Annotated in this window: 21 protein-coding genes and 2 pseudogenes; 12 read left to right on the forward strand and 11 right to left on the reverse strand. The window is 63.8% G+C overall.

The annotated features are described in order from the left end of the window. Nucleotides 1-34 precede the first annotated feature (34 nt). Entirely contained in the window at nt 35-1,378 is a 1,344-nt protein-coding gene (locus tag AB7245_RS17705) for an LLM class flavin-dependent oxidoreductase (RefSeq protein WP_439034499.1), read from the reverse strand. A 33-nt stretch (nt 1,379-1,411) separates the two neighbouring features. Beyond that, complete coding sequence (locus AB7245_RS17710) at nt 1,412-2,248, reverse strand: class I SAM-dependent methyltransferase (RefSeq protein WP_439034500.1); 837 nt, start codon at nt 2,246-2,248, stop codon at nt 1,412-1,414. A 373-nt stretch (nt 2,249-2,621) separates the two neighbouring features. Here AB7245_RS17710 and AB7245_RS17715 point away from each other — a divergent pair, with 373 nt between their 5' ends. The 5 genes from AB7245_RS17715 to AB7245_RS17735 all read left to right on the forward strand — a co-directional run bounded on the left by AB7245_RS17715 (nt 2,622) and on the right by AB7245_RS17735 (nt 8,066). Then, complete coding sequence (locus AB7245_RS17715; RefSeq protein ID WP_439034501.1) at nt 2,622-4,061, forward strand: FAD-dependent oxidoreductase; 1,440 nt, start codon at nt 2,622-2,624, stop codon at nt 4,059-4,061. Nucleotides 4,062-4,357: 296 nt separating this feature from the next. Continuing rightward, nucleotides 4,358-5,272 carry a TauD/TfdA dioxygenase family protein gene (locus tag AB7245_RS17720; protein WP_439034502.1) on the forward strand — a complete coding sequence of 305 codons (915 nt, stop codon included), beginning with the start codon at nt 4,358-4,360 and terminating at the stop codon, nt 5,270-5,272. A gap of 22 nt (nt 5,273-5,294) precedes the next feature. Next, the gene (locus AB7245_RS17725; RefSeq protein ID WP_439034503.1) at nt 5,295-6,353 is read left to right on the forward strand and encodes an ABC transporter substrate-binding protein; all 1,059 of its coding nucleotides are present in this window, start codon (nt 5,295-5,297) and stop codon (nt 6,351-6,353) included. Beyond that, nucleotides 6,350-7,207, forward strand: a complete 858-nt coding sequence (locus AB7245_RS17730) for an ABC transporter ATP-binding protein (RefSeq protein WP_439034504.1) — start codon at nt 6,350-6,352, stop codon at nt 7,205-7,207. The genes AB7245_RS17725 and AB7245_RS17730 overlap by 4 nt, the downstream gene beginning before the upstream one ends. Continuing rightward, nucleotides 7,200-8,066 carry an ABC transporter permease gene (locus tag AB7245_RS17735; protein ID WP_063984176.1) on the forward strand — a complete coding sequence of 289 codons (867 nt, stop codon included), beginning with the start codon at nt 7,200-7,202 and terminating at the stop codon, nt 8,064-8,066. The genes AB7245_RS17730 and AB7245_RS17735 overlap by 8 nt, the downstream gene beginning before the upstream one ends. Here AB7245_RS17735 and epsC read toward each other — a convergent pair. From epsC to AB7245_RS17765, 6 genes are read right to left on the reverse strand one after another with little or no spacing between them, the layout of a single operon-like run. Beyond that, a complete protein-coding gene (gene epsC, locus AB7245_RS17740) occupies nt 8,063-8,980 on the reverse strand; it encodes a serine O-acetyltransferase EpsC (protein ID WP_166352076.1) in 918 nt (305 codons plus the stop codon). The genes AB7245_RS17735 and epsC overlap by 4 nt on opposite strands. After that, nucleotides 8,970-9,542 (reverse strand): flavin reductase family protein, encoded by a 573-nt coding sequence (locus AB7245_RS17745; RefSeq protein WP_085404163.1) that lies wholly within the window; start codon nt 9,540-9,542, stop codon nt 8,970-8,972. Before AB7245_RS17745 ends, epsC begins: the two co-directional genes overlap by 11 nt. 44 nt (nt 9,543-9,586) lie before the next feature. After that, on the reverse strand, nt 9,587-10,819 hold the full coding sequence (locus tag AB7245_RS17750) for an acyl-CoA dehydrogenase family protein (protein ID WP_439034505.1): 1,233 nt from the start codon (nt 10,817-10,819) through the stop codon (nt 9,587-9,589). A 15-nt stretch (nt 10,820-10,834) separates the two neighbouring features. Beyond that, nucleotides 10,835-11,839 carry an NrtA/SsuA/CpmA family ABC transporter substrate-binding protein gene (locus tag AB7245_RS17755; RefSeq protein WP_208086070.1) on the reverse strand — a complete coding sequence of 335 codons (1,005 nt, stop codon included), beginning with the start codon at nt 11,837-11,839 and terminating at the stop codon, nt 10,835-10,837. A gap of 19 nt (nt 11,840-11,858) precedes the next feature. Then, the gene (locus AB7245_RS17760) at nt 11,859-12,587 is read right to left on the reverse strand and encodes an ABC transporter ATP-binding protein (RefSeq protein WP_208086071.1); all 729 of its coding nucleotides are present in this window, start codon (nt 12,585-12,587) and stop codon (nt 11,859-11,861) included. Next, on the reverse strand, nt 12,584-13,381 hold the full coding sequence (locus tag AB7245_RS17765; protein ID WP_208089367.1) for an ABC transporter permease subunit: 798 nt from the start codon (nt 13,379-13,381) through the stop codon (nt 12,584-12,586). Before AB7245_RS17765 ends, AB7245_RS17760 begins: the two co-directional genes overlap by 4 nt. Nucleotides 13,382-13,678: 297 nt before the next feature. Here AB7245_RS17765 and AB7245_RS17770 point away from each other — a divergent pair, with 297 nt between their 5' ends. Beyond that, nucleotides 13,679-14,770: an LLM class flavin-dependent oxidoreductase gene (locus AB7245_RS17770; RefSeq protein WP_439034506.1), complete on the forward strand. Its 1,092-nt coding sequence runs from the start codon at nt 13,679-13,681 to the stop codon at nt 14,768-14,770. A 13-nt stretch (nt 14,771-14,783) separates the two neighbouring features. Here the strand turns inward: AB7245_RS17770 and AB7245_RS17775 are convergent. After that, nucleotides 14,784-16,114, reverse strand: a pseudogene (locus tag AB7245_RS17775) (LLM class flavin-dependent oxidoreductase). Here AB7245_RS17775 and AB7245_RS17780 point away from each other — a divergent pair. From AB7245_RS17780 to nikE, 5 genes are read left to right on the forward strand one after another with little or no spacing between them, the layout of a single operon-like run. After that, the gene (locus AB7245_RS17780; RefSeq protein ID WP_439035790.1) at nt 16,073-16,450 is read left to right on the forward strand and encodes a hypothetical protein; all 378 of its coding nucleotides are present in this window, start codon (nt 16,073-16,075) and stop codon (nt 16,448-16,450) included. The pseudogene AB7245_RS17775 and the gene AB7245_RS17780 sit on opposite strands and share 42 nt — an antisense overlap. Next, a complete protein-coding gene (locus AB7245_RS17785) occupies nt 16,437-18,047 on the forward strand; it encodes an ABC transporter substrate-binding protein (protein WP_439034507.1) in 1,611 nt (536 codons plus the stop codon). The genes AB7245_RS17780 and AB7245_RS17785 overlap by 14 nt, the downstream gene beginning before the upstream one ends. Nucleotides 18,048-18,050: 3 nt before the next feature. Then, nucleotides 18,051-18,968 (forward strand): ABC transporter permease, encoded by a 918-nt coding sequence (locus AB7245_RS17790; RefSeq protein WP_439034508.1) that lies wholly within the window; start codon nt 18,051-18,053, stop codon nt 18,966-18,968. Beyond that, a complete protein-coding gene (locus AB7245_RS17795; RefSeq protein ID WP_439034509.1) occupies nt 18,965-19,879 on the forward strand; it encodes an ABC transporter permease in 915 nt (304 codons plus the stop codon). The genes AB7245_RS17790 and AB7245_RS17795 overlap by 4 nt, the downstream gene beginning before the upstream one ends. After that, nucleotides 19,876-21,585: a nickel ABC transporter ATP-binding protein NikE gene (gene nikE, locus AB7245_RS17800; RefSeq protein ID WP_439034510.1), complete on the forward strand. Its 1,710-nt coding sequence runs from the start codon at nt 19,876-19,878 to the stop codon at nt 21,583-21,585. The genes AB7245_RS17795 and nikE overlap by 4 nt, the downstream gene beginning before the upstream one ends. An 8-nt stretch (nt 21,586-21,593) precedes the next feature. Here the strand turns inward: nikE and AB7245_RS17805 are convergent, their stop codons facing one another. Further along, entirely contained in the window at nt 21,594-22,559 is a 966-nt protein-coding gene (locus AB7245_RS17805) for an aliphatic sulfonate ABC transporter substrate-binding protein (protein ID WP_439034511.1), read from the reverse strand. Between the two features lie 210 nt (nt 22,560-22,769). After that, nucleotides 22,770-24,391: pseudogene (locus tag AB7245_RS17810) on the reverse strand (MFS transporter). 130 nt (nt 24,392-24,521) lie between these two features. On the opposite strand from AB7245_RS17810, the gene AB7245_RS17815 reads away from it, so the two are divergent. Further along, entirely contained in the window at nt 24,522-25,376 is an 855-nt protein-coding gene (locus AB7245_RS17815; protein ID WP_439034512.1) for a LysR family transcriptional regulator, read from the forward strand. Nucleotides 25,377-25,382 lie beyond the last annotated feature (6 nt).

A 25,382-nucleotide genomic window follows, 5' to 3' on the forward strand; every position in this document is an offset into this window, starting at 1 on the left:
GGTCTTGAGTTGGGATGTCAGTGCGGAAGCGGTGTCAGGCGATCGCCTTGACCGCGTTGGAGTAGATGCTGGCGGGACGCGCCAGGCCGTAATGCTCGCGCAGGGTCGTACCGGTGTAGTCCTCACGGAACAGGCCGCGCTTGCGCAGGATCGGGACGACCTGCTCGGCGAAGACGTCGAAGCCGCCGGGCAGCCAGGGCGGCATCACGTTGAATCCGTCCGCCGCACCGCCCTCGAACCAGGTCTGGATGTTGTCGGCGATCTTTTCCGGTGTGCCCGCAATCACCCAGTGGCCGCGCGCGCCGGCGAGGCGCTGCACCAGCTGCCGGATCGTCGGTTTCTCACGATCGACGATGTCGGCCACCAGCTTGAAGCGGCTGGCAACGCCGCGCGCGCTCGCGGTGTCGATGAGATGGCGCGGGACGGGGCCGTCGAGATCATATCCGGTGAGATCGACGCCGATCATTTGGCGCAGCTGGGTCAGGGAATATTCCGGTTGGATCAGCGCGTTGAATTCTTCTTGGAGCCGGTCCGCCTCGGACTGCGTGCTGCCGATGAAAGGGCTAATGCCCGGCAGGATCTTGATCTCATCCGGACCGCGGTCGAAGGCGCGGGCCTGGCGCTTGATGTCGGTATAGAACGCCTTCGCCGAGTCCACGGTTTGATGCGCGGTAAAGATCGCCTCCGCAAAGTGGGCGGCGAAGGCACGGCCGTCGTCGGAGGCGCCGGCCTGGACATAGACCGGCCGGCCTTGCGGCACGCGCGAAATGTTGAGCGGGCCGCGCACGCGAAAGTGTTGGCCGACATGGTCGAGCGTGTGGATCTTGTTGGTATCGGCAAAAATGCCCGAGATGGGGTCGTTGACGAGCGCGTCATCCTCCCAGCTGTCCCAGAGCCGCGAGATCACGTCGAGATATTCGCGGGCGCGCTCGTAGCGTTCGTGATGCGGGGGGTGTTCGGGCAGGCCAAAGTTCTGCGCTGCTTGTGGCGCACTGGTCGTCACGATATTCCAGCCGGCGCGACCCTGGCTCAGATGGTCGAGCGAGGCGAACAGGCGCGCGAGGTTGTAAGGCTCGGTATAAGTGGTCGACGCGGTTGCGATGAGGCCGATGCGTTTCGTCACTGCGGCAATCGCAGCCAGCCAGGTGATCGGCTCGAAGCGAAAGCGCTGGGCATAGCGAACGTTGTCGGCGAGGGCCGGACCGTCGGCAAAGAAGATGGCGTCGAATTTACTGGCCTCGGCCCGCTGCGCCAGCTCCTGGTAAAAGGTGATGTCGAGGATGCGTTCCGCCGACGATCCCTTGTAGCGCCACGCGGCTTCGTGGTGGCCGCCGGGATAGATGAAGAGATTGAGAACAAGCTGCCGTTGATTGCCCATGGTTCGAATGTCCAGATGCGATTGCCGGAGAAATTAGGAGGCGGATGGAGCCGTTCGCGACCTCGGCTTTCGCGCGAAGGCGAAACGCAGATATCGCTCCAGGCGCAGGCCCTCCGGGGTACGCCTCGCCTCGACTAGCGCTGCAAAGGCCGCGTCGATCGCTGCCCGCTCCGCCGGCGAAAAGCTGCCAAGGAAGTTGCCGAAGGCGCTGGCCTCGGACCATCCCAGCACCGACGTCACGTCGCCGTGCAGATCGACGAGCGAGCGCAGGTCGCTTCGGTAATCGACGAACCCGACCTCGGCGAACAGGGCTCTGAGCTCGTCGTCGCTTGCTCCGAGCACGCGATGCGGCTCGCTGCTTCTCTCGCCGAAGCCGGCCTGTTCGATCGCCTGGCGGAGCAGGGTTCGCGACTCGTGAGGTTTGGTCGGATCCTGAACGTTCAGCCCGATCCGGCCGCCCGGCCTGAGGACGCGTTCGATCTCGCGCAGCGCCTGCCGCTTGTCCGCGATCCAGTGGAAGACGCTGTTGAGGTAGACGGCGTCGAATTCCGCGGGTCCAAAGCGCGAAAGGTCCTCGGCACGGCCGACATCGAAGGTCAGCGTCCCCGAGGCGCGCAGACGCGCGATGGTGACCCGGTTCTCCAACGGGTCGATGCCGATCACGCGCCCGGTCGGGCCGACAAGTCCCGCGACGAATTCGGTCAGGCGGCCGGTGCCGGCGCCGATATCGAGCACGCGATCCCCGGACTTCAAAGCCAGCGGCCCGATGAGGAATTTACCATGGTGAAACTGGAGGACGCCAGCCTGCTCGTAGGTCCGTGCAAGCTCGGGCGTGTCCCGTTCAAGGCTGATGACGCCGGCGGTCGACATCGTGCTTTCCAAAATCTCCAACGAGCCGTCGAGACGGCTTGATCGAGACGAACTCTATGTTGTCGGGGTGAGAAAAGTCGATGAAATGGATTTGCGTTGTTCGGTGCGATGCGAGCATGAATCTAGCGGCGGGAGCGCATTCAGTAGATAACGTCGCGAACCGATCGTCTCAACTGAAAGTCGATCTGGCGAGCGAATGGCCGGTCGTGTCTTCTGGCTCGCGCCGCTGTCGGCGCAAATCTTTCAACGCCGCGTGACCTCGCGGTCTGTTCGTTGTTCGGGCCGCAAAACAAAACCGATTCCATTTCATTGACTGAGTGTCGTTGGCTTCTACGATTTGGTCGCATCTGATGCAGACAAATCCGGGTGCAACATGTTTCAGTCTGATGTCAATGACGCGGCTCGCGAAACCCTGCGTCTGATTGGTCCAGATCCGCAGAACTGGGTTCCGGATCGTCATGGGGGCGACCACAACGTCGCCATCATCGGGGGCGGGCAATCCGGAAGCGCTTTCGCCTTTGCATTGCGCCGTGCCGGCATCGGCAGTGTCACGGTGATCGATGCATCACATGACGCGGCGTCGTCCGGTCCATGGCTGAGCAGCGCGCGCATGCACAAGCTGCGCACGCCGAAGGGGCTGCCCGGACCGGAGCTTGGTCTGCCGGGGCTGAGTTTTCAGGCTTGGTATGAAGCCCGCCATGGCGCGGTCGCATATGAAGCGATCGATCGTATTGCTCGCGTGGATTGGGCCGCCTACCTCGACTGGTATCGCAACACGCTCGGCATCGAGGTGCGCTATCGTACCAAGCTTGTTCGTATCGAACCGGCGCAGGACCACCTGCGGCTTCATCTCGATATTGCGGGCGAAGCGAAGACGGAAACGGCCCGCAAGATCATCCTTGCCAGCGGTTTCCCAAGCAACGGCGGTCCGTCCGTCCCCGACGTGCTCTCCCGCAATCTGTCAAAGGAGCTTTACGCGCATACGTTGGAGGCGATCGATTTCGACAGGCTCCGCGACAAGTCGGTCGCGGTGCTGGGCAGTGCGGCCTCCGCGTTCGATGCCGCGGCAGTTGCGCTCGAAGCAGGGGCGAGGGAGGTGCATCTCTTTGCACGCCGCGGCAGGGTGGCCTCGGAGCCGGTGATCAGGACGCGTGGATATCCGGGCGCATACGACAATTACGGGGCGCTCCCGGACGCGGTGCGCTGGCATCAGGCCATTCGCTTCCGTCGCGCGGGATCGACGCCGCCGCCCGATGCAATCGCGCGTGCGGTCAAGTTCCCCAACTTCCACCTTCATCTGGCAGCGTCGTGGACGTCAGCCAAGCCGTTCGGACGGCGGCTGCTCGCGACCACGCCGCAGGGCGATATCGCATTCGATTTCGTCATCGCCGGTACGGGCTACCAGGTCGATCTGGCGAAGCGGCCTGAGCTCGCCGCCTTCTCCGACGAGATCCTGCTATGGCGCGACCGCTATTCTCCGGCCGCGGACGAGCAGGACGAGGCCCTGGGCGCACACCCTTATCTCGGTGCGGGCCATGAATTCCTGGAGAAGGGGCCCGGCCGCGCGCCTTACTTGCGGAACATCCACGTGTTCAACCCCGCGGCATTCGTCAGCTTCGGCCTGCCGATTGGGGACGTGCCGAGCTTCAAGCGCGATATTCCGGGCGTCGTGGCGCGGATCAGCAGGGATCTGTTCCTTGACGACCTTCCGGCGCACGAGGCGCGGATCAACGGGCCGATCGCCGACGACTTCGAGCCGGCCCTTTACGCGTCGGCCGTCTGGCGGTCGCCGAATATCGTCGCGGCAGAATAGAGCAGAGTGCAAGTAGCAACTGGACACGCCATGATCGTGGATGCGTCTGTTTCTTAACGGCCTCGAACTTTGGAAGCTATTTCCGAAGTCCTTGAGTTAGCATCCTGTGACTGAACAAGGGGCTGCATCGATGCAGCCCCTGGGGAAGATCCCGCCAGACGCGATTGTCGCCAGAGCAGACGGCGGTCTCGCAAGAGGATCGATCGCAACATCACTGCCTTTCACTCCGCCATCGCAGCAGCGATCGGCGAACGGCGGAGCCTTGTCAAATGGATCGCGGTCTCGGGGAAGATGACATGACAGACGGAATCACCATCGACAACGTCATTCCGCGTTCGGATATCGTCAAGCGATCGGCCCGTATCGGCGCCGAAATCAGGAACATCAAGCTTTCGGGCGATCTTCCGGATCGGACGATTGCGGCGATCAACCAGGTGCTGCTCGAGCACAAAGTCATCTTCTTCCGTGACCAGAATCATCTCGACGATGCCGAGCAGGAGCGTTTTGCCCATCGGCTCGGAAAGCTGGTGCCACATCCCACGGTCGGCGCTACCAAGGGAACGGCCTCGATCCTCGAACTTGACTCCGCGCGCGGAGGCGGGCGCGCCGACCAGTGGCACACCGACGTCACATTCGTCGACGCTTATCCGAAGATCTCAGTCTTGCGCGGCGTCGTGATCCCCGAGTTCGGCGGCGACACGATCTGGTCGAACACGGCGGCGTCCTATCTGGATCTGCCGGCTCCGCTGCGCAAGCTCGCTGACGAGCTGTGGGCGGTGCACAGCAATGCCTACGACTATGCAGTCAAGACCCGTGCGAGCGAGGCTGACCGGAAGCAATTCGAGGAGGTCTTCACGGCGACCGTCTACGAGACCGAGCATCCCGTCGTTCGCGTCCATCCCGAAACCGGGGAACGGACGCTGGTGCTCGGCAATTTCGTCCAGCGCTTTGTCGGCCTTTCGAAATACGACAGCCAGAAACTGTTCGACCTGTTCCAGTCGCACATCACCGCACCCGAGAACACCGTGCGCTGGAGCTGGCGGCAGGGTGACGTGGTGATCTGGGACAATCGCGCGACCCAGCACTACGCGGTCAACGATTACGGCCACCAGCACCGCGTGGTCCGGCGTGCCACCATCGATGGCGAGGTGCCGGTCAGCATCGAGGGCCGCAGCAGCGTGACCCGCGTCAAGGCGGCGAAGGCCGCCTGAAGCGAGCAATGGAGTGAACACAATGAAGATCGCTATCTCTGCGTTGCGTCGTCTGGTTGCCGGCCTGCGGGCAAGAGGGCGGCAACTCGGTCTGGCCGGCCTCGGCCTGGCGGCTCTCGCCAGCAGTGCCATGGCCGAGGCGCAGCTCGAAAAGACCGAGATTCGTTACCAGGGCTGGGCCGGGCAGGTGACGTTCATCGAACTGGCCGACGATCTCGGCTATCTCGCGCCGCTCAAGCTCAAATGGGTCGGCAACACCATCAGCGGTCCGCAGGACATCCAGACCGTCGTCACCGGCGACATCGATATCGGCGGCGCGTTCTATGGCGCGATCATCAAGCTGATCGCAGCCAGGGCGCCGATCAAGGCTGTTGTCGGCTATTACGGCTCGGACGACAACACCTACAACGGCTACTACGTGAAGGAGGACAGTCCGATCAAGACCGCGCGCGACCTGATCGGCAAGAAGGTCGCGGTGAACACGCTGGGGGCGCATCTCGAATTCGTGCTGCGCGAGTATCTGGCCCGCAATGGCCTGACGCCGGCGGAGGCGAAGCAAGTGACGCTGGTTGCAATCCCGCCGGTCACCGGTGAGCAGGCGCTGCGGCAGGGGCAGGTCGAGGTCAGCACGCTGAACGGCGTGCTGCGCGACAAGGCGCTGGAGCGCGGCGGCATCCGCAGGCTGTTCGCGGACTCGGACATCTTCGGAAACTTCACCGGCGGGTCCTATGTGCTGCGGGACAAGTTCATCAAGGACAACCCCAACTCCTCTCGCAAGCTGATCGAGGGCGTGTCCCGTGCCATCGCCTGGGCGCAGACGACGCCGCCCGAGGAGGTCCGCGCCCGCTTCGAACGCATCATTGCCGATCGCAAGCGCAACGAGGACGCAACACCCATCAAATACTGGAAGAGCACGGGTGTCGCGACCAGGGGCGGGGTGATCGGCGATGCTGAGCTCCAGGTGTGGATCGACTGGCTGGTCAAGGACGGTCTGTTGAAGCAGGACCAGCTCAAGCCATCGGACATCTATACCAACGAGTTCAACCATTTCCGCCCCGGCAAGACCGCGGAGGCCAAATGACCATGGCCAAGATCCGCTTCGAGCACGCCCGCAAGGAGTTCCTGGTCCGCGGCAAGGATGGCGGGCCGGCGCAGAGCTTCACCGCGCTCGATGATGTCACGCTGGATGTTCGTGCCGGCGAATTCCTGGCGCTGGTCGGGCCGAGCGGCTGCGGCAAGTCGACCTTGCTGGATCTGCTCGGCGGACTGACGGCGCCGAGCAGCGGACGCGTCCTGCTCGATGGCAAGGTCATCGAGGGCCCGGCGCGCGACCGCGGTATCGTGTTCCAGCAATATGCGCTGTTTCCCTGGCGCACAGCCGCGCAGAACGCTGAGTTCGGGCTCGACATCGCGGGTCTCAAAGCCAGGGAGCGGCGCGAGCGGGCCCTGCATTATCTCGATCTGGTCGGACTGTCCGGCTTTGCCGACCGCTATCCGCACGAACTTTCCGGCGGCATGAAGCAACGCGTCGCGATCGCGCGAAGCCTTGCCTACGATCCGGAGGTGCTGCTGATGGACGAGCCCTTTGCCGCGCTCGACGCACAGACGCGTGAGACGCTGCAAGGCGAGCTGCTGCGGATCTGGCGCAGGACCGGGAAAACCATCCTGTTCATCACGCACGGCATCGACGAGGCCGTCGTGCTCGGCCAGCGCGTGGCCGTGATGACCTCGCGCCCCGGCCGGATCAAGCAGATTGTCGATATTCCCGCCGAGCTGCACAGCGAGACCGAGGACGTCCGCTCGCTGCCCGAGTTCGGGCAGGTCAGGCACGAGGTGTGGTCCTTGCTGCGCGACGAAGTGTTGAAGGCGCAGGGCTCCCAGGTGCCCGCGCCGGACGGCGAGCGCGCAGGAAAGAAGGAGTTGGCTCATGTCTAATCTGGAGATCCTGACGCTGCTGGAACTCGCCGAGGGGAGTCCGAAGGATCGGGTCAGACCACGCGCCGGCGCGGTTGCCGCCGCGACGGGCAGCCTGGTGCGATGGTTCGGCACCATCGGGCAACGATCCCTGCTGCTGCTGGTGTTCCTGGCTGTCTGGGAGACGACGCCGCGCCTCGGGTTGATCGACGTGACGTTCCTGCCGCCGTTCTCCGAGGTGATCGCAGCGGGCTGGCAGCTCGCGCAGAGCGGTGAACTCTATGACGACGTCGGTGCAAGCCTGCTGCGAGCCCTGAGCGGCTTCCTGATCGCCATTGTCCTGTTCGTGCCGTTGGGTGTGCTGACGGGATGGTACGCCCGGCTCGGCGACTTCCTGAACCAGATCATCGAGATCGCGCGCAACACGGCGCCACTTGCGCTGCTCCCTGTTTTCATCCTGCTGCTCGGCATTGGTGAGCTCTCGAAGGTCACCATGGTGGTTTATAGCTGCGCTTGGCCGTTACTTCTCAATACGATCGCAGCCGTGCGCCAGGTCGATCCGCTGCTGGTCAAGTCAGCGCGGACGATGGGCGCGACACCGAGCCAGTTGTTCCGGAAGGTGATCCTGCCGGCATCATTGCCGACGATCTTCGTCGGCATCCGTCTGGCGAGCGCATCCGCGATGCTGGTCCTGGTGGCGTCAGAAATGGTCGGCGCGAAATCGGGGCTCGGCTATCTCATCATCAACAGCCAATACAGCTTCCTGATCCCCCAGATGTATTTTGGCATCCTGGGCATTACCGTGATCGGCCTCGTCTTCAACGCGATCCTCGAGACGCTGGAACGCCGCCTGATGCGCTGGAAGGCGCCGGCCGCCTAACCCTGCTTGTTGCGGGCGGTGGCCTGCGTCACGATGCTGTTCGGCGGCACGTCCTGGGTGACCCAGACGTTGCCGCCGATCGTCGCGCCTCGGCCGATCGTGATCCGCCCGAGGATGGTTGCGCCGGCATAAATCACGACGTCGTCCTCGACGATCGGATGCCGTGCATCGCCCTTGATCAGATGGCCATCGTCGTCGGTTGGAAAGTGGCGCGCGCCGAGCGTCACGGCCTGATAGATCCGGACATTGTCGCCGATGATTGCGGTCTCCCCGATGACCACACCGGTCCCGTGATCAATGAAGAAGCCGGATCCGATGCTGGCGCCGGGGTGAATGTCGATCCCGGTTCTCGTATGAGCGATCTCCGCGACAAGTCGGGCGATCAAGCGCGCATTGAGCCCATCAAGGATATGTGCCAGCCGGTGATGGATGATCGCCGTCATGCCCGGATATCCGATCAGGATCTCCGGAAAGTTCCTGGCTGCGGGATCGCCGACGAAGGCGGCTCTCAGATCGGAGATCAGGAGTCCACGCACCACCGGCAGGCGCTCGCCGAACTGCCGCGTCAGCTCGACCGCGTCCTCGCGCCGGTAGCCCGGGATCAGCTCGTCACCGACGAATCGTGCGCCGCGGTGGATCTGGTCGCAAAGGCCGTCGAGGGCGATGCTCAGGCGATTGCCGACGAAATAGTCGATATTCTCGCCGTCGAGGTCGAACTGACCGTAATGCCTCGGAAACAGCGCCTCGGTGAGGCCATCCAGAATGGCCTGAAGCGCCTCGCGCGAGGGAGCGCGTCGCGCCTCTCCGTCGCGCCTTATGCTGTGTGTTTCTTCGCGCGAGAGGCGAAGCTCGGCGACAATCCTGTCAAGCTGCCAGCGCCCGCCGCTGGGCGATTCCGGCGGGTTATCTGACATGGGCCAACGGAATACTGATCTCGGCGAGGAGGTCGAGGTCGAAGTCATGGGTGATCCTGATGTACTGGCCGTTCCAGTACACCAGGCCCGACAGTTCGCGGGACAGCTCGAAGCTCAACAGGCTGCCGATGATGATGCCATGCGAGTGCCGCTCGATGATTTCCTCGACCTTGCATTCGATGGTTGCGAGAGTGTCGCCAAGCAGCGGCACGCCGGCCGCCCCCGCGGACCATCTGATCCCGTCGAAGCGCTCGTGGCCCTTCAAGCTTCCGTCGCTGAAGCGCCCGGCGAGGGCCTGCTGATCCGATCCCAGAATGTTGACGCCGAATACGCCGTAGCGCGCGATTCGAGCAAAGGACGAGGCCTGCCGGTTGACGCTGACTAGTAGCCGGGGCGGACTGGCGCTGAGCGATGTCAGGGACGTCACCGTCATGCCGGTGATGTCCTCGTCGCGACCGGCCGTGATGATGGTGACGCCGCCGGCCAGGCGCCGCATCACGGCTCGAAACTGATGCTCGACCTCGTCATCGCCGCTGACAAGATGAATGTCGGACTTTCCCATCTGTCGCTCCTCGCATCGGACGCCGTGGATCGGCCTGTTCGCTCTCAGAAAAAGCCCTTCGCGGGCAACGGCGTGCCGTTGATCTCGTGTTCGCCGATCGAACGCGCCTTGTAGGTGGTCGGATTGTGCGAAGAGAGCGTGCGCGCATTGCGCCAGTGACGGTCGAAGTTGGTGACCTTCTTGGTCGCCGATGCGCCGCCGACATCGAACAGCAGGCTGCCACCTCGGATGGCGAAATCATCGGCGATGATCTTGGCCTTTGCCGAGAGCAGCGCGGCGGTGTGCGCCGCCTCTGTAGCGTTCGCCGCGCCGGCGTCGAACGCATCGGTTGCAAGGTCGAGCGCCTCGGCGGCCGCGAGCACCACCGTCTCGGCCGCAAAAGCGCCGCTGGCGATCTGGCCGACCGTCTGTTGCAGGAGCGGATCGTCGGTCGGGATCTCGGTGGGCGCGTAGTAAAACGTACGCTTGCGCGAGCGGACCAGGGCTGTCGCATCGCGCAGCGTCGCGCGTGCAATGCCGGCAACGACCGCCGTCAGGAAGAGCTGTGCAAACGTGTTGGAATAGGGCACGCCATAACCGCCGTCCGGCGTATCGAACACCACTTCCTCGCGCCTGACCTTGACGTTACGGAAGTGCGTCGTGCCGGTTGCGGTAAGTCGCTGCCCGAGCCCGTCCCAGTCGTCGACCAGCTCGATTCCCTCGCGCTTGATCGGCACGATCGTGGCGCCCGTCGCTCCGGACGGATCGGCCGCGCGCACCAGCACATAATCCGAGTACAACGTGCCTGTGCTGTAGTATTTGGTGCCGTTCAGCAGATAATCGCCGTTCCCGTCGGGCGTGAACGTCGTCCCGGGCGTGACATTGCCGACGCGCGGGCTTTCAAGCTCGGTCGTCGCAAGTCCGATGATGGCGCCCTCGGCGACCGCCTTCTGCCATTGCCGGCTCTGCTCGTCCTTGGGGGAACGCACCAGGCGCTCGACCACGCTGAAATGGTTGCGCAGGATATGCGCGACATTGGCGTCGGCCTCGCCGAGGCGAATGACGAAGGCGAAGAGATCGCGGATCGTGCTGCCGGCGCCACCGGCGTCCAACGGCAGCCGCAACGCGCCAAGGCGAGCCCGGCGAATGAGATCGATGACCTCGAACGGCAGGATGCGGTCGCGCTCGCGGTCACTGGCGCCCTCGGCGATCTGGTTAAGGAGCGCCTCCAGCTCCGGCGAGCCGGTCTTGAGCGGTTCGGGTGTGCCGAGGGAGGGGGCGGACACGGTCTTGTTCATAGTGTTGGCCTGTTATTAGAGCTGGGCGAGATGGTCGGTCACCTTGACCGGCTCGGGTAGAACCTTGCGGGCCGCGAGCCAGTCGGCGGCCTTTTGCAGCTCGCTGATGAAGCGCTCGTCGTTGACCGCGAAGTAGCGGTATTTGCGGTTCATCGCGATGAACTGGTCGCGGACCTGATCGCTGTATTTCCCCGCCTTCTGGGCGATGTACTCGGCATCCCTGCTGTTCTCCGAAATCCACTTGCCTTCGGCGCGGAAGGCGTCGTTCACCGCGCGGACGAGGGCGGGATTGTCGGTCGCGAATTTGCGGGTGGTCAGATAGGACGTGTAGTCGATCTGGAATTCGAGATCGCGGCCTTCCAGAAAGATGTCGTGCGCCTTGTATTCGAGCCGGGCGATGTCGACGCCAGGGCTCCACATCGACCAGGCGTCGACCTTGCCGGAGGCGAGCGCCGGCGCCGCATCAGGAGGATTGAGATAGACGAACTTCACCGCGGAGCGGTCGACCTTGTGTTTCTCGAGCGCCGCGACCAGCAGGAACTCGCCGAGGCCTGAGCGATTGACCGCGACCGACTTGCCGACGAGGTCTTCGACCTTGTCGATGCCGGACCCGTCTTTGGCGATGATCGCCGTGGTGCGGGGCTCGTAGACCACGAACTGGGTGAACACCAGCGGCGAGCCGGCGATGATAGCGGCGAGCGCAGGCGTGGTGCTGCCGCCGAAGCTGAAATCTGCGCTGCCGCCGGTCACCGCCTGCAAGGTTGGCGCATGATTAGGGAAGGGGCCGAGCCATTCGACCTTGATGCCATCCTTGGCCAGCACCTTCTCGAACTCGCCGCGCTCCTTGGCGATCAGATTGAGGCCGCTCAGGCCCCAGGTCAGGCGGACCGTGTCGGTGGTACGGCCAGGCGCGGCCTGGGCGAATTCGCTGATATTCATGCCGGCGAGCGCGCCAATGCCAAAAGCTGCGGAGCCGAGGAAGCTGCGCCGGGATGGTTTGGCGATCGATGAGTCGGACATTTTTTGCCTTCCGGATGACCTAGCTGGGAGAATGGGAGACCACGCCAAGCTCGCTAAGGAGTTCGGCGCGCGAGATGGATGCCGAGCTTCCACGCCCGGCGCGATGCTCGAAGGCGATTGCGCCGTCGCGCATCACGAGGATGCGATCGGCCAGCGCGATGGCTTCGTCGACATCGTGGGTGACGAGCAGGACGCCGGGCTGATGATTGGCCACCAGCTCGCGGACCAGCTCGTGCATGCGGATACGGGTGAGCGCATCGAGCGCGGCAAACGGCTCGTCGAGCAGCAGAAGCTCGGGCTGCTGCACCAGCGCGCGGGCGAGCGCGACGCGCTGGGCTTGTCCGCCGGACAGATTGCGCGGCCAGTCGTCGAGCCTGTCGCCGAGGCCGACCTCGGTGAGCGCTTCGGCGGCGCGTTCGCGAGGATCCGGAACCTGCAAGCCGAGCGCCACATTGCGCCAGAGATTGTCCCAGGGCAGCAGCCGATGCTCCTGAAACACCACGGCCGGCCGGCGGGGCGCCGCGATACGGCCACCCTGGATGGGATCCAACCCGGCCAGCGCCCGCAACAATGTTGTCTTGCCGCACCCGCTCTCGCCGAGCAGGGCGACGAATTCGCCGCGATCGATGCGCAGGTTCAGCTTCTCGATCACGACGCGGCTGCCGTAGCTGCGGACGAGGTTGCTGACAACGACGGCCGGTCCGGATTCGAACGGCGCGGAAGGCTGCGGAGCGACGTGCACGTTCACCTCGCTGCTCCGTAATTCGGATGCCAGGCGAGGAGGCGCTGTTCGAGAAAGCGCGCAATGGCGTCGGCCGCGACGCCGATCAGCGCGTAGATTGCGATCGTCAGGACGATCACATCGGTGCGCAGGAATTCGCGCGCATCCATCGCGAGAAAGCCGATCCCCGACTGCGCGCCGATGGTTTCAGCCACGACCAGCGCGAGCCAAGCCGTGGCAAGAGCATAACGAACGCCGGTCAGGATCGACGGCAGCGCGCCGGGAAGAATGATGCGGCGGATCAGTTGGAGCGAGCTCAGGCCCTGGACTCGTCCCAGCTCGAGCAGCTTGGGATCAACCTGGCGGATGCCGAGCACGGTATTGATGTAGATCGGGAACGTGACGCCGAGCGCGACAAGGAAGATTTTTTGCGTCTCGCCGACGCCCAGCCAGACGATGACCAGAGGGAGTGCGGCGAGAAAAGGGATGGCCCTGATCATCTGCACGCTGCGGTCGATCGCGGCTTCCGCGATCCGTGAGAAGCCGACAAGGATGCCGAGCGTGGCGCCGACCGCAGACCCGATCGCAAAGCCCGCCGCGGCACGCAGCAGGCTGACGCCGAGATCGTTCAACAGGGTCCCGGTGGTTACGAGCTTGTACGCCGTTCGGATCACCTTGCTTGGTGCAGGCAGCACCTGCGGCGAAAGCCATCCCGCCTGTGCAAGTGCTTCCCAAACGACAACGAGCAGCAGGGGTGCAACCCAGGACAGAAGCTGGAGGCCGCGAGCGCCAAGCTTGCTTGCCGCCGCAGGCGATTTCATGCTGCCTTGCGATGACGGCGCGTTGTCAGCGACGATTGTCGTGCGGTCGATTTGGCTCAGTTCGATATTGCTCAAGACGTGAAACCTTGTTCAGCGCAAAATGTCCCATGAAATCGTGCCGACAGAAATAGAGCGCTATTTCAATTGTCGTTCGCTCCGGAGTGATCTGCTGTCGCCACGGTGCCGCTGCGCGACAAAGAAAATCTTTTGAGGCGGATGTGCTTGATCTTGCGTCAGGCCTTGGCGAGAACAGGCGACGATCGAGAACTTGACGAGAGAAAGTCACAGGAGAGCACGATGGCGACTGCACCTCTTCGCTTCGGCATTTGGGCGCTGGTGCATGGGCCGCGCGCGGCGCATCAGGATCCCGAAGAGCCCTATGATGCGTCCTGGGAGCGCAATCGCGATCTCATCCTTGCAGCCGAAGAGCTCGGTTATGATTCAACGCTGATCGCGCAGCACACCATCAACCCGCATCAGGAAGACCTCGATCAGCTCGAGGCCTGGAGTGCCGCGGCAGCGATCGCGGCGCTGACCAAGCGCATCGAGATCATTGCTGCGATCAAGCCCTATCTCTATCACCCCGTGGTGCTGGCGAAGCTCGCACTCGGGATCGAGAACATCAGCGGTGGCCGGTTTGCGATCAATCTGGTCAATGCCTGGAACCGTCCCGAACTGGAGAAGGCCGGGATCGGCTTCCCGGACCATGACGCTCGCTATGCCTACGGCCGCGAGTGGATATCTGTCGTCTCGCGCCTCATGGAAGGCGAACGTCTCAATTATGCGGGCGAGCATTTCAACGTCACGGACTATGCCCTGCGCCCGACCAGCCTGTATCGCAAGCGTCCGGCCATCTATGTCGGCGGTGAGTCCGAGCCGGCGCGCGGCCTCGTTGCAGGCCATGGCGACGTCTGGTTTATCAATGGCCAGCCGCTGGAGGATGTGGCCGGGTTGATTGCCGATGTCGCAGTGCGCCCGCGCGATGCCGCGCCGCCGCTCCGTTTCGGCTTGTCGGCCTTCGTCGTCGCACGCGAAACCCGGGAGCTGGCGCAGGCCGCTTACGAGCGGTTGCTGAGCCTCGCCGCAAAGGATGCGCCGATGAAGGCGATCCAGAAGCACAACACCGACCCCAAGGTCATGATGATGCAGACCATGCAGAAGACGCCGCGCGTTGGCAGCAATGGCGGTACCGCCGCGGGGCTGGTCGGGAGCTATGACGAGGTGGCGGAGCGCATCGAGGCGTTCCATGCGGCCGGCATCGAGCTCTTCATGCTGCAATTCCAGCCGTTCGAGGCCGAGATGCGGCGATTTGCACTCGACGTAATTCCGCGCGTGCGGGCCAGGCGATCGGCCAAGCCCGCCGACGGGCGGGCTCGATCTCTGGGATAGATAGTCGGGACAGCTAGGCTGATGCGACCTCGAGCGACCGCTTCGCATATCGGCTCACTGGTCGCTGCAGGCCAAGATGATCGCGCAGCGTCGAGCCGGCGTACTCGGTGCGGAACAGCCCGCGACTCTGTAGGATGGGCACGACGGTATCGACGAAGGTCTCCAGACCGGACGGCAGTACGTCTGGCATGAGGTTGAAACCGTCGGCGGCACCCGCCTTGAACCAAGCCTCGATGTCGTCGGCGATCTGCTCCGGCGTGCCGACGATGATGCGATGTCCGACGCCGCCTCCGAGCGCGCGGATCAGCTGTCGGACTGTGAGATTGCCACGCCGTGCGATATTCACGGTGCCTTGGAACATGGTGTGGTTGGCATTGACCGGAAGCGGCAGGGGATCCGGCAGGGGCTTGTCGAGGTAGGGTCGATCTGAAGCGTGCCGGCCAACCGCGCCAGGCTGTATTCGATCGGCACCAGTTCCCAGAGCTCGTCCTGTCGCCGCTTGGCTTCGGCCTCGGTGCTGCCGATGACGGTGGCGAGCCCGGGCAGAATCACGATGGAATCGCCGGAACGACGATAGGACGCGGCGCGTGCGCGCAGATCGCGCGCATACGCGACGCCTTCCTCGATGCTCTGCGCCAGCGTGAATACGGCTTCTGCATAGGCTGCCGCGAAATCGCGCCCGTCATTCGAGCCACCCGCCTGCACCGTGACCGGTCGCCCCTGTGGTGAGCGTGGGACGTTCAGCGGTCCTGCCACCGAGTAATGCGGGCCGCGGTGCGCGATCGGGTGCACTTTCGACGTATCAACAAATCGCGCGCTCGCCTTGTCGCCCACAAAGGCGTCGTCCTCCCAGCTGTCGAACAATGCGTGGACGACTTCCGTGAACTCCTTGGCGCGTTCGTAGCGTGCCTTGTGTTCCGTTACCGACGACAGACCGAAATTGCGGCCTGAAGCGGCATCTGCCGTGGTGACCGCGTTCCATCCCGAGCGGCCGCCGCTGGCGTGGTCGAGCGTCACGAAACGGCGTGCGATGTTGTAGGGCTCGTTGTAGGTCGTCGACACCGTTCCAATCAGACCGACGTGCCTGGTCGTTGCGGCAACTGTTGCCAGCACGATGGTCGGCTCCATCGACGTGAACGACCGGTAGTCGATGCGGTCGTTCACGGCTGGCGAGTCCGCCAGAAAGATTGCGTCAAACTTGCCGCGCTCGGCAATCTGAGCCACGCGCACATAATGACCGAGATCGAAGAAGGCGCGTGGATCGCTGTCGGGCAGTCGCCAGGCTGACGGATATACGCCGGAGTGAAGCAGGTTGACGTTCAGGTGCAATTGGCGTGGCGACATGGGGATTCCAAAGGTCAGCTGGTTGTCGGGTCACGATGCGCAACGATCGTGCAGCATCGAATTGTCGGATTGGCGTTCGATGTCGTCGATTTCATCCACCGTCGGCGTGAGGGCTCGAATAATTTTTCAAACTTCATGTGCAGCCGTCGTCGCGACCGTTTGCATGTTGCGTTTGCGCGCGACGACGAATTACATCGCGATGCAACAAGAGATAACGCCTCGTGCAGATCGGATGAAGCGCGAACGTACGTCATCCTTCAATTGATGATGTTCGATGCGCCGATTGCAGGGGCAACAGCAGAAACGATTGCGAGTGACGCGGATGAAGAAGAATAATTTGCTGGTGAGCGGCGTGGCGATTGCCTTGCTTGCGTCGAATGTAGCGTATGCCGAAGACAAGCCGGTTTCCGGAGGCGCGTTGCGGTGGGGCGTGACGACCGAGCCATCATGCTTCGATCCGCATTATTCGTCACAGCAGGCCGCGTTCTTCGTGGCCCGCAATTACATCGACTCGCTGATCGCGAAGAAGGCGGATGGCACGTTCGCACCCTGGCTTGCGACCGAGTGGTCGATTTCGACCGACGGCAAGGAATACACATACAAACTGAGGGAAGACGTCGTCTTCCACGACGGCGAGAAGTTCGACGCTGCAGCGGTCAAGGCCAACTACGATTTCGTCAAGAAGCCCGAGAACGCGGTCACCGCGGTCTCGCTGCTCCAGGCCTACGATCGTGCCGAAGTGGTCTCGCCCTATGTGGTCAAACTGGTGTTGTCGACGCCGGATTCGAGTTTCCTGGAGTCGACCTCGAATGCGAAGCTCGGCCTGATCTCGCCGAAATCGCTGGCGAAGGGTGATCTCTGCGGAGGTGGACGCGGGTTGGCCGGCACCGGACCGTTCGTGTTCGAGAGCTACACGCGCGGCCAGTCCGCGGTGTTCGCGCGCAACGCGGCCTATAATTGGGCGCCTGGCAATGCCGCGCATAACGGACCTGCTCATCTGGACCGCGTCACTCTCCGCTTCCTCCCCGAATATGCCGTTCGCACGGGCGCATTGACCTCGGGGCAGGTGGATCTGATCGAGGGCGTGCAGCCGACCGATGCGCCGCTGTTCGCGGAGCAGCCGGGCTTCAAGCTGCTGACCGGCCCGTCCGGCGCCAGCACGTCCTTCACCTTCAACATCAACTACACGCGCCCGCCGGCGGACGATGTTCGCGTGCGCCGCGCGCTGCGCGACGGTTTCGATCTGGAGCCGATCGTGAAGCAGGTCTATCTCGGCACCGTGCCGCGCGCCTGGTCGATCATCGGCCCGGCCAATCCCGCCTATAACAAGGCACTGGTCGGTTCCTGGGGCAACGACATTGCTGGCGCCAACAAGCTGCTCGACGAAGCCGGCTGGACTGGCCGCGATTCCGAAGGCTTCCGCACCAAGGACGGCAAGCGCCTCTCGATCGAGGTCGGCTATCCGCAGCCCTATGTGCGCGACAATCGCGACATCCTTATCCAGGGCGTCCAGGCGGCGTTGCGCAAGAATGTCGGCCTCGATCTCAACCTGCGCCTGATCACGGCGGGCGAATACGCCAAGAACAACGCCAACGGCACCTGGGTGATCTATCCCAATACGGACAATCCGTCCGATCCTGCCCGCGAGCTCTGGGACATGCTGGGATCGAAGGGCTTCCTCTATTCCAACATTCCCAATCCAGACCAGGAGATCACGAGCCAGATCGACGAGTCGTTGCGGACGACCGATCCCGTCCGCAAGCGGCAGCTCACCGACGCGATTCAGAAGCGGGGTGTGGACCAGGCCTTCATCGTGCCGTTGTTCGCGCCGAGCTGGTTCCTGGCGGCGAAGAGCAACGTCAACGGTCTGGGCTTCGAGGCCGGCCTCGACTCGCCGTCCAGCGCCTACGATTTCTGGATCGCGAAGAAGTAGGCCATGTGGTCTCGCATCGTCTCCAGGCTGTTCACCAGCCTGGTGGTGGCCTGGGCGAGCGTGACAGCAACGTTTCTCGCGTTGCATGCGCTGCCCGGCCGCATTCAGGACATCCTCGCCGGTGACGTCGAATATCCCGGTCTCCGTGAGGCGATCGCAGCCGAATGGGGCCTCGATCGCTCGTTGCCCGAGCAATACGTCGAGTTCTTGTCGCGCATCCTCCGCGGCGATTTCGGCACGTCCTATGTGCTGCGCCAGCCGGTGATCGAGGTCGTCGGATCGCAGCTTCTGCCGACCGTCGAGCTTGCGCTCACGGCCGGCGTGCTTGCGATCGTGATTGCCGGCTTCATCGCGCTGCTAACTGCGGGGCGAGGGCGGTTCTCGCGCGAGCTGACCTCGTTCGTCGAACTGGTGTTCGCCTCGACGCCCGTCTTCTGGCTCGGCATCCTCCTGCTGATGGCATTCTCGTTCAATCTGCGCTGGTTTCCAGTATCGGGCGCGGAGGGGTGGAATTCCCTCGTGCTGCCGGCGATCACCCTGGCATTGCCGACCGCCGGCCTGCTGACGCAGGTTCTGCGTGAAGCCATGGAGAAGACGCTCGACCAGCCCTTCGTGACGACCGTGCGGTCGCGCGGCGTCGGCGAACTCGTCATTCGCTGGCGTCACGTGTTGCGGCACGCTCTTTTGCCGGCGGTGACGCTAGGCGGTTGGCTGATCGGCGGCCTGCTCGGTGGTGCGGTCATCACCGAGAAGGTGTTCGGCCGGCCAGGCCTCGGCACGGTAACGTTGGGCGCGGTGCTGACCCACGACGTACCGGTCGTGCTCACCGTCGTGCTGCTCGCAGCCTTCATCCACGTTGCCGCGTCCACGCTGCTCGACATCCTCTATGTGCTGATCGACCCGAGATTGAGGGCCCAATGACCGCGCCGTCGCATCGCTCCTTCGACACGGCCGTACCGCTCGAGGCCCCGCAAGACCTCGTTGGCTTCGAGGCGTCACATTCTCTGGCTGCAATCGCTGTTCGGCGCCGTCTGCCGTTCGGGCTCGTCCTGTCCTTCGTCTTCGTCGCGTTCCTGATCGCGGCGTCGATCGCGCCTTCGCTGTTCACGCACTTCGATCCGCTCGTCGGCGATTTCAGCGAGGGCCTGAAGCCGCCGGGCTGGGCGCATCTGTTCGGGACCGATCGGCTCGGCCGCGACGTCTTCGCGCGGACCGTCTTCGGAACGCGCTACTCGCTCCTGATCGGGTTCGGCGGTGTTGCGGTCGGACTCGGAGCAGGCATTGTCCTCGGCATCATCGCGGGCCAGCGCAATCGCATTCTGGATGAGGCCGTGTCGCGCCTGTTCGATATGCTGTCGTCATTTCCCGGCGTGCTGCTCGCCATGCTGATCGTGACCTTCCTCGGCCAAGGCATGCTCAACATCGCCATCGCGGTCGGCATCGCCGGCATCCCGAAATTTGGTCGCGTGGTGCGGGCGCAGACCCAGCTGATACGCGATGCCGATTACGTGACGCAGGCCGCGATCTACGGGTTGAGCCGCTGGCAAGTGTTCATCCGGCACGTCCTGCCCAACGTTCTTGTTGCCATCCCGATCATCGCGACCGTCTATATAGGCTCGACGATCCTGATCGTATCCGGCCTGAGCTTCCTCGGGCTCGGACCGCAGCCGCCGACGCCGGAATGGGGCGTGATGCTGGCGGAGAGCCGGGATGTGCTGCGCGTCGCCTGGTGGCCTGGAGTCTTCCCGGGCCTCGCCATCACCGCGACGGTGATCGCCTTCAGCGTGATCGGCAATCACCTACAACAGAGATTTGAAGGGCGGCTCGCATGAGCAGCGAAGGTTCGCAGATAGATCGGGCAGCGCCGATCGTCGAGGTGCAGGGACTGAGCATCGGCTTTGCCGGCGCCAATGGTGGCAAGCCGATCGTTGTTGATTTCGATCTGACGATCAGGCCCGGCGAATGCGTTGCCCTGGTCGGTGAATCCGGGTCGGGCAAGAGCATCACCGCGCGAAGCCTGCTCAATCTCGCCGGCGACGGTGCGAAGACCGCCGTGCACCGGTTCGAGATCAAGGGACGCGACGCTCGCAGCTTCGGCGAAGCCGACTGGCGCAAGCTGCGCGGGACCGTGACCGGGCTCGTCATGCAGGATGCCCTAGTCTCGCTCGATCCCTTGCGCACGATCGGCCAGGAGGTTGCCGAGGTCATTTCGAGCCATCGCATTCTGACCGATGCAGGCGCTATCCGGGACCGGACGCTGCAGACGCTCGGCAAGGTCGGCATTCCCAACCCCGCTGATCGTGCTCTGCAATATGCGCATCAATTGTCCGGTGGCCTGCGCCAGCGCGCGCTGATCGCGTCGGCGATCGCGGCTGACCCCGATCTCATTATCGCGGACGAGCCGACGACCTCGCTCGACGTCACCGTCCAGGCGCAGGTGCTCCAGGTCTTGGCGGAGCGAATCCGGGAGGGGGCGGGTCTCCTGCTCATCAGTCACGATCTCGCGGTGGTCGCCGGCATCGCCGACCGTGTCATCGTGATGCGCGACGGCAGGGTCGTCGACAGTGGGCCGACTCGCGATGTCCTTACCCATCCGCGCCATCCCTATACGCGGCAGTTGATCGCGGCGATTCCGTCGGGGCGGTCGCGCGGGTCCAGGCTCGCGTCGGCGAGGTTCGAGCCCGGTGCGAGCGATGCGACGGCGGTCTCCATCGTGCGGGAGCCCTTGCCGCAGCGACAGGCGGCAGGCGAGGTCGTGCTCGAAGTCAAGGAGATCTCGAAGAGTTTCATTGCGCCGAAAGCCGCCGGACGGGCGAAGTCGGTGGTCCTGCAGGACATCAGCTTCGATGTCAGGGCCGCCGAGGTCGTCGGTATCGTCGGCGAATCCGGCTCGGGAAAATCCACCTGTGCCAAGGTCGTGCTCGGGCTGCTTGACCCGGATGACGGTGAGGTAACATTGCTCGGAGAGCCCTGGTCCTCGGTCGCGGAAGCGGGGCGCCGCCGGCTTCGTCGCAAGCTGCAATACATCCCGCAGGACGCACTTAGCAGCTTCGATCCGCGCTATCGCGTCAGGAACATCATTGCGGAAAATCTTCCGAGCGCCGATAGCCGCATCGCGCGCCTGGACCGGATCGTGTCGCTGCTCGAACTGGTCGGCCTGAGTGCCGATCATCTCGACCGCGTGCCGCGATCATTGTCCGGCGGCCAGCGTCAGCGGGTGTCGATCGCGCGGGCGCTAGCGGCTGAACCCGCCATCATCGTCTGCGACGAGCCGGTCTCGGCGCTCGACATCTGCATCCAGGCCCAGGTGCTCGATCTCCTGGCCGAGCTCCAATCGCGGCTCGGAACGGCGCTGCTGTTCATCTCGCACGATCTCGGCGTCATCGAGCATCTGTGCGACCGCGTGCTGGTCTTCCAGAACGGCCGCATCGTCGAGCAGGGTGGCGCCGAGGCCGTGCTCAGGCAACCGCAGCACGCCTACACAAGGAGCCTGCTGGCATCCGTGCCGGACATCCAGCGTGGCTTGAGCGCGGCCTAAGCTGGAAGTCAGGACCCCTTCGGCGCCCAGATCTTGATCGCCGTGGTATCGATCTTCACGGGGATCAGGCCCTCGGCGTGGAACGCGTCCGCAATGCGCTGCTGCTCGGACAGGCCCGGGCCGGTCACCGCGCCAACCTGATAGGAGCGGTGGCTGTTGGCCTCTTCGACGGTCGCGGCGTCGATACCCCAGAGCCCGGCGAGCAATGTGGCCGCGTCCTTCGGCTGGGCCTTGACCCATTTTCCCGTCTGGGAGAGTTTTGCGAAGATCACGTTGAGCACCTCGGCGTGCTTGTCCGCATACGCGGCCGAAGCGAGATAGTAGCGCTTGTAGCTCGCGAGACCGTTGCTGCCGTCCGTCAGGATGCGGCCCTTTGTCTGGTGCAAGGCGCTGGTCAGGAACGGATCCCAGGCCACCCAGGCATCGACGTTGTTGCTAACGAACGCAGCGCGGCCGTCGGCGGGTGTCAGATAAGCGGGCGTGATGTCCTTGAAGTTGAGTCCGGATTTCGCCAGCGCCGCAAGCAGCAGATAGTGGCTGCCGGCGCCCTTGGTGACGGCGATCTTCTTGCCCTTGAGCTCAGCAATGGTCTTGATAGTTGAAGACTGTGGAACGACGATCGCTTGCGCTGCCGGCGAGGCGGCTTCTTCCGCGATATAGGCGAGCTTGGCGCCAGCGGCCTGCGCGAAGATCGGCACGGTGTCGGCGACGTCCGCGCCGAAATCGATGCTGCCGATGTTGATGGCTTCCAGCAGCGGCAGGCCGCTGCTGAACTCGTGCCACGTGATGGTGACGCCGAGCGGCGCGAGCGCCTTCTCCAGCTCCCCGTTCGTCTTCAGGATCGCCGTTAGTGTCGAGGATTTTTGATAGCCGATGCGGATCTCCTCGGACCTCGCGGGCTGAACGGACGCCACGGCCAAGAAGCCGAGCGCAACCGCGGCAAGGGCTCGCAGGCGGAACGTGAGATGATGCATTTCGGGTATCCTGTTCAACGAAACTGCCTTGCCGTCTCGACGTCTGTTTGGGGAGATTGGACGGCTCACTTTGACGGCAAACGGGTCCGCGTGGCAATTTCGCAGTCGGGCGCAGAAGGGAACGAACATTCTCTCGTGCGTTCGGAATTGAGAATGGAGTTATCGGCGCGGAAAGGATGTTGTCGTAGCGCCCTGCCTGGACGCATCCGATCAGGGCGATGAGCGGGGAACACAGCTTGGCTCATCGCTGTTCTGCGCGGAGCGCTTCCGTGCGGCGTAGCTCTCGCCGGAAATCGCGAAGCTTACCAGCGCCATGATCCAGACGGACAGTCCGCCATAGAGCATCATCAGCCTGAAGCCGTGGATCAGCGCATCTTGCACGGCAGTTTCCGCTGCCGGCAGGAGGCTCAGCTCGGAGAAGTCGGACATGCCTGCGGTGCCGCCGGCGATCCGCTCCGCAAGGTGTTGCAGACGGCCGGCATCGAGCGCACCGGGAAGCGCGCTGCTCAGCCGGGAGGAAATGCCGGCGATCAGGATGAAGCCCATCAAGGCGATGTTGATGGCGAGCGCGATCATGCGGGCGCTCATGTCGATGCCCGATGCCATGCCGGCCCGCGTGCTCGACACCGCACCCGTCGTGACGTTGGTCACCGGCGTGTTGGTGAGGGCGAGGCCGGCGCCAGCAACCAGACATCCGGGCGCCAGCGTCAGCCACGTGACATGCGCGAGGCTGCTGCCAACCCACATCAACATGAAACCAAGGCCGATGACGAACAGGCCGAACGGGATGGCAATGCCGCCGCCGAACCTCAGCAATATCCGTTCGCCGAGCGGCGGAATCACAAGCGTCGGAAGCGTGTAAGTGAGAAGCGCAAGGCCAGCTGCGACGTTGTCGTAACCAAGGGCGCTGCGATAGAAGATCGGTAGGTAGATCATGAAGGGCCAGAAGCTGAAATTCATGCCGGCCGATCCGAGCAGCGCGCCCGAAAAGGCGCGTATCCGGAACACGGAGAAGTCGAACATCGGGCGGGCGCTATGCAACTCCGCCAACACGAAGGCGATGAAGCTCAGAACGGCCGTCGCGGCGACCGTAAGGCCGGTTGGCCAGTAAAGCCGAAGTCGGGGCCTTCCGTGATATAGAAGGCGACGCAGAACACCGACGTCGAGAGCGTCGCAATGCCTGCGATGTCGAGGTGCTTTGCCTCGGGATCGCGCGACTCCCGCACGCCGGTCACGGCGAGCGCGATCGTGACGATTGCGATGAATGCGTGGATCAGGAACACCCATTGCCAGCCGGAGACCGCGACGATCGTCGCGCCGATGATCGGTCCGAAACCAAGACCGATGCCGAAGATGATCCCCCAGGCGGCGAAGGCGCGTGCGCGCTCGGGGCCTTCCTGGAATTGATGGGAGAGAACCGCGACCTGACAGATCAGCATCGCACCACCGCTCATGCCCTGGAAGAAGCGGCTGACGATGAGGAGGAGCGCGTCTTCCGCCAGGCCGCAGATCAGGGAGGCGAGGCCGAACACGGCGATGCTGACCACGAATACAAGCTTTCTGCCATAGCGATCTGCCAGCGTGCCGGTTGCCATCAGCACCGTCGTGACCGCGATGGTGTAGGCATTCATGATCCATTGCAGCTGCTGGAAGCTGGCGTGCAGCACCGTCTCGAGCGTCGGCAGGATCGTCGGTACGCTGGATATCTCCAGGCCGAACATGAGGGACGCGAGGCACGCTGCGGCCAGGGCGATCGTGTTTCGTCGTGATGATAAGACCGTCAAGGCCGTGACCTCCAAACATGGTGTCGATTGCCAGCACGCATGCGCCATCGCTCGCTCCGGGAGGGATGGGTGTCCCGTGCGCTTAGGCCCGCGTCAGGCTGAGCGAACATAGGGGGCCCTTGACCACAACAAAATCCGATCGATATAGATTTCAGAGACAACAAAGCTGGATGATGGAATGCTCTCGCTCGATGTCGATGCCGTCAGAGCCTTTGTGATGGTGGCCGACCTTCACAGCTTCACGCGCGCCGCCAAGGCTTTGGGGACGACGCAAGGCGCGATCAGCGTCAAGCTGAAGCGGCTCGAGGATCGCATCGGGCATCGGTTGCTCGAGCGGACGCCGCGATCGGTCCGGTTGTCTGCGCAAGGGACGGCCTTTCTGCAGGGCGCGCGGGAGCTGATCGTTGCTCACGAACGCGCGATCGCGGGGCTCAATACGTCTCCGCGTCACTTCGGACTTGGTATCGCTGCGCATGTCGCCGGGCCGGAAGTCCCAGCCCTGCTGTCACGTCTCCACGCGCACGATCCGAATTTGACCATCGAGGTCCAGCTCGACAATTCGCGCAACCTCCTCGACCTGTTCGACCAGGGACGGCTCGATGCTGCCATCGTCCAGCGCGAGGACGATCGTCGGGATGGCGAGACGCTGGCGCGTGAGCGCTTCGGCTGGTTTGCGGCGCAGGGGTTCGAGCACAGGCCGGGAGAGCCCTTACGTCTCGCTGCGCTGGCTCCGACCTGCGGCGTGCGCAACGTAGCCACGCAGGCGCTGGATGCGGTCGGCATCAAATGGATCGAGGTGTTCCTGGGAGGCGGCTCTTCGGCGGTTCACGCCGCCGTCGTGGCGGGGCTCGCCATCGCGCCGCTGTCGTATCGGATCGCGCCGAGTGGCACGATCGACATCGGCGAGAAGCTTGGGCTTCCCAAGCTGCCGCCGTCCGAGGTCGTGCTTCATTCGTCCTTGACCGATCGGCGGTCACGGGCCGCCTTGGGGGCGCTGGCAGCCGCGTTCCGCGAGCATCGCACGCAGGCGTGAGCTCCG

This window comes from Bradyrhizobium sp. 604_D8_N2_3 (genome assembly GCF_051810765.1).
In the GTDB taxonomy this organism is placed as follows: domain Bacteria; phylum Pseudomonadota; class Alphaproteobacteria; order Rhizobiales; family Xanthobacteraceae; genus Bradyrhizobium; species Bradyrhizobium barranii.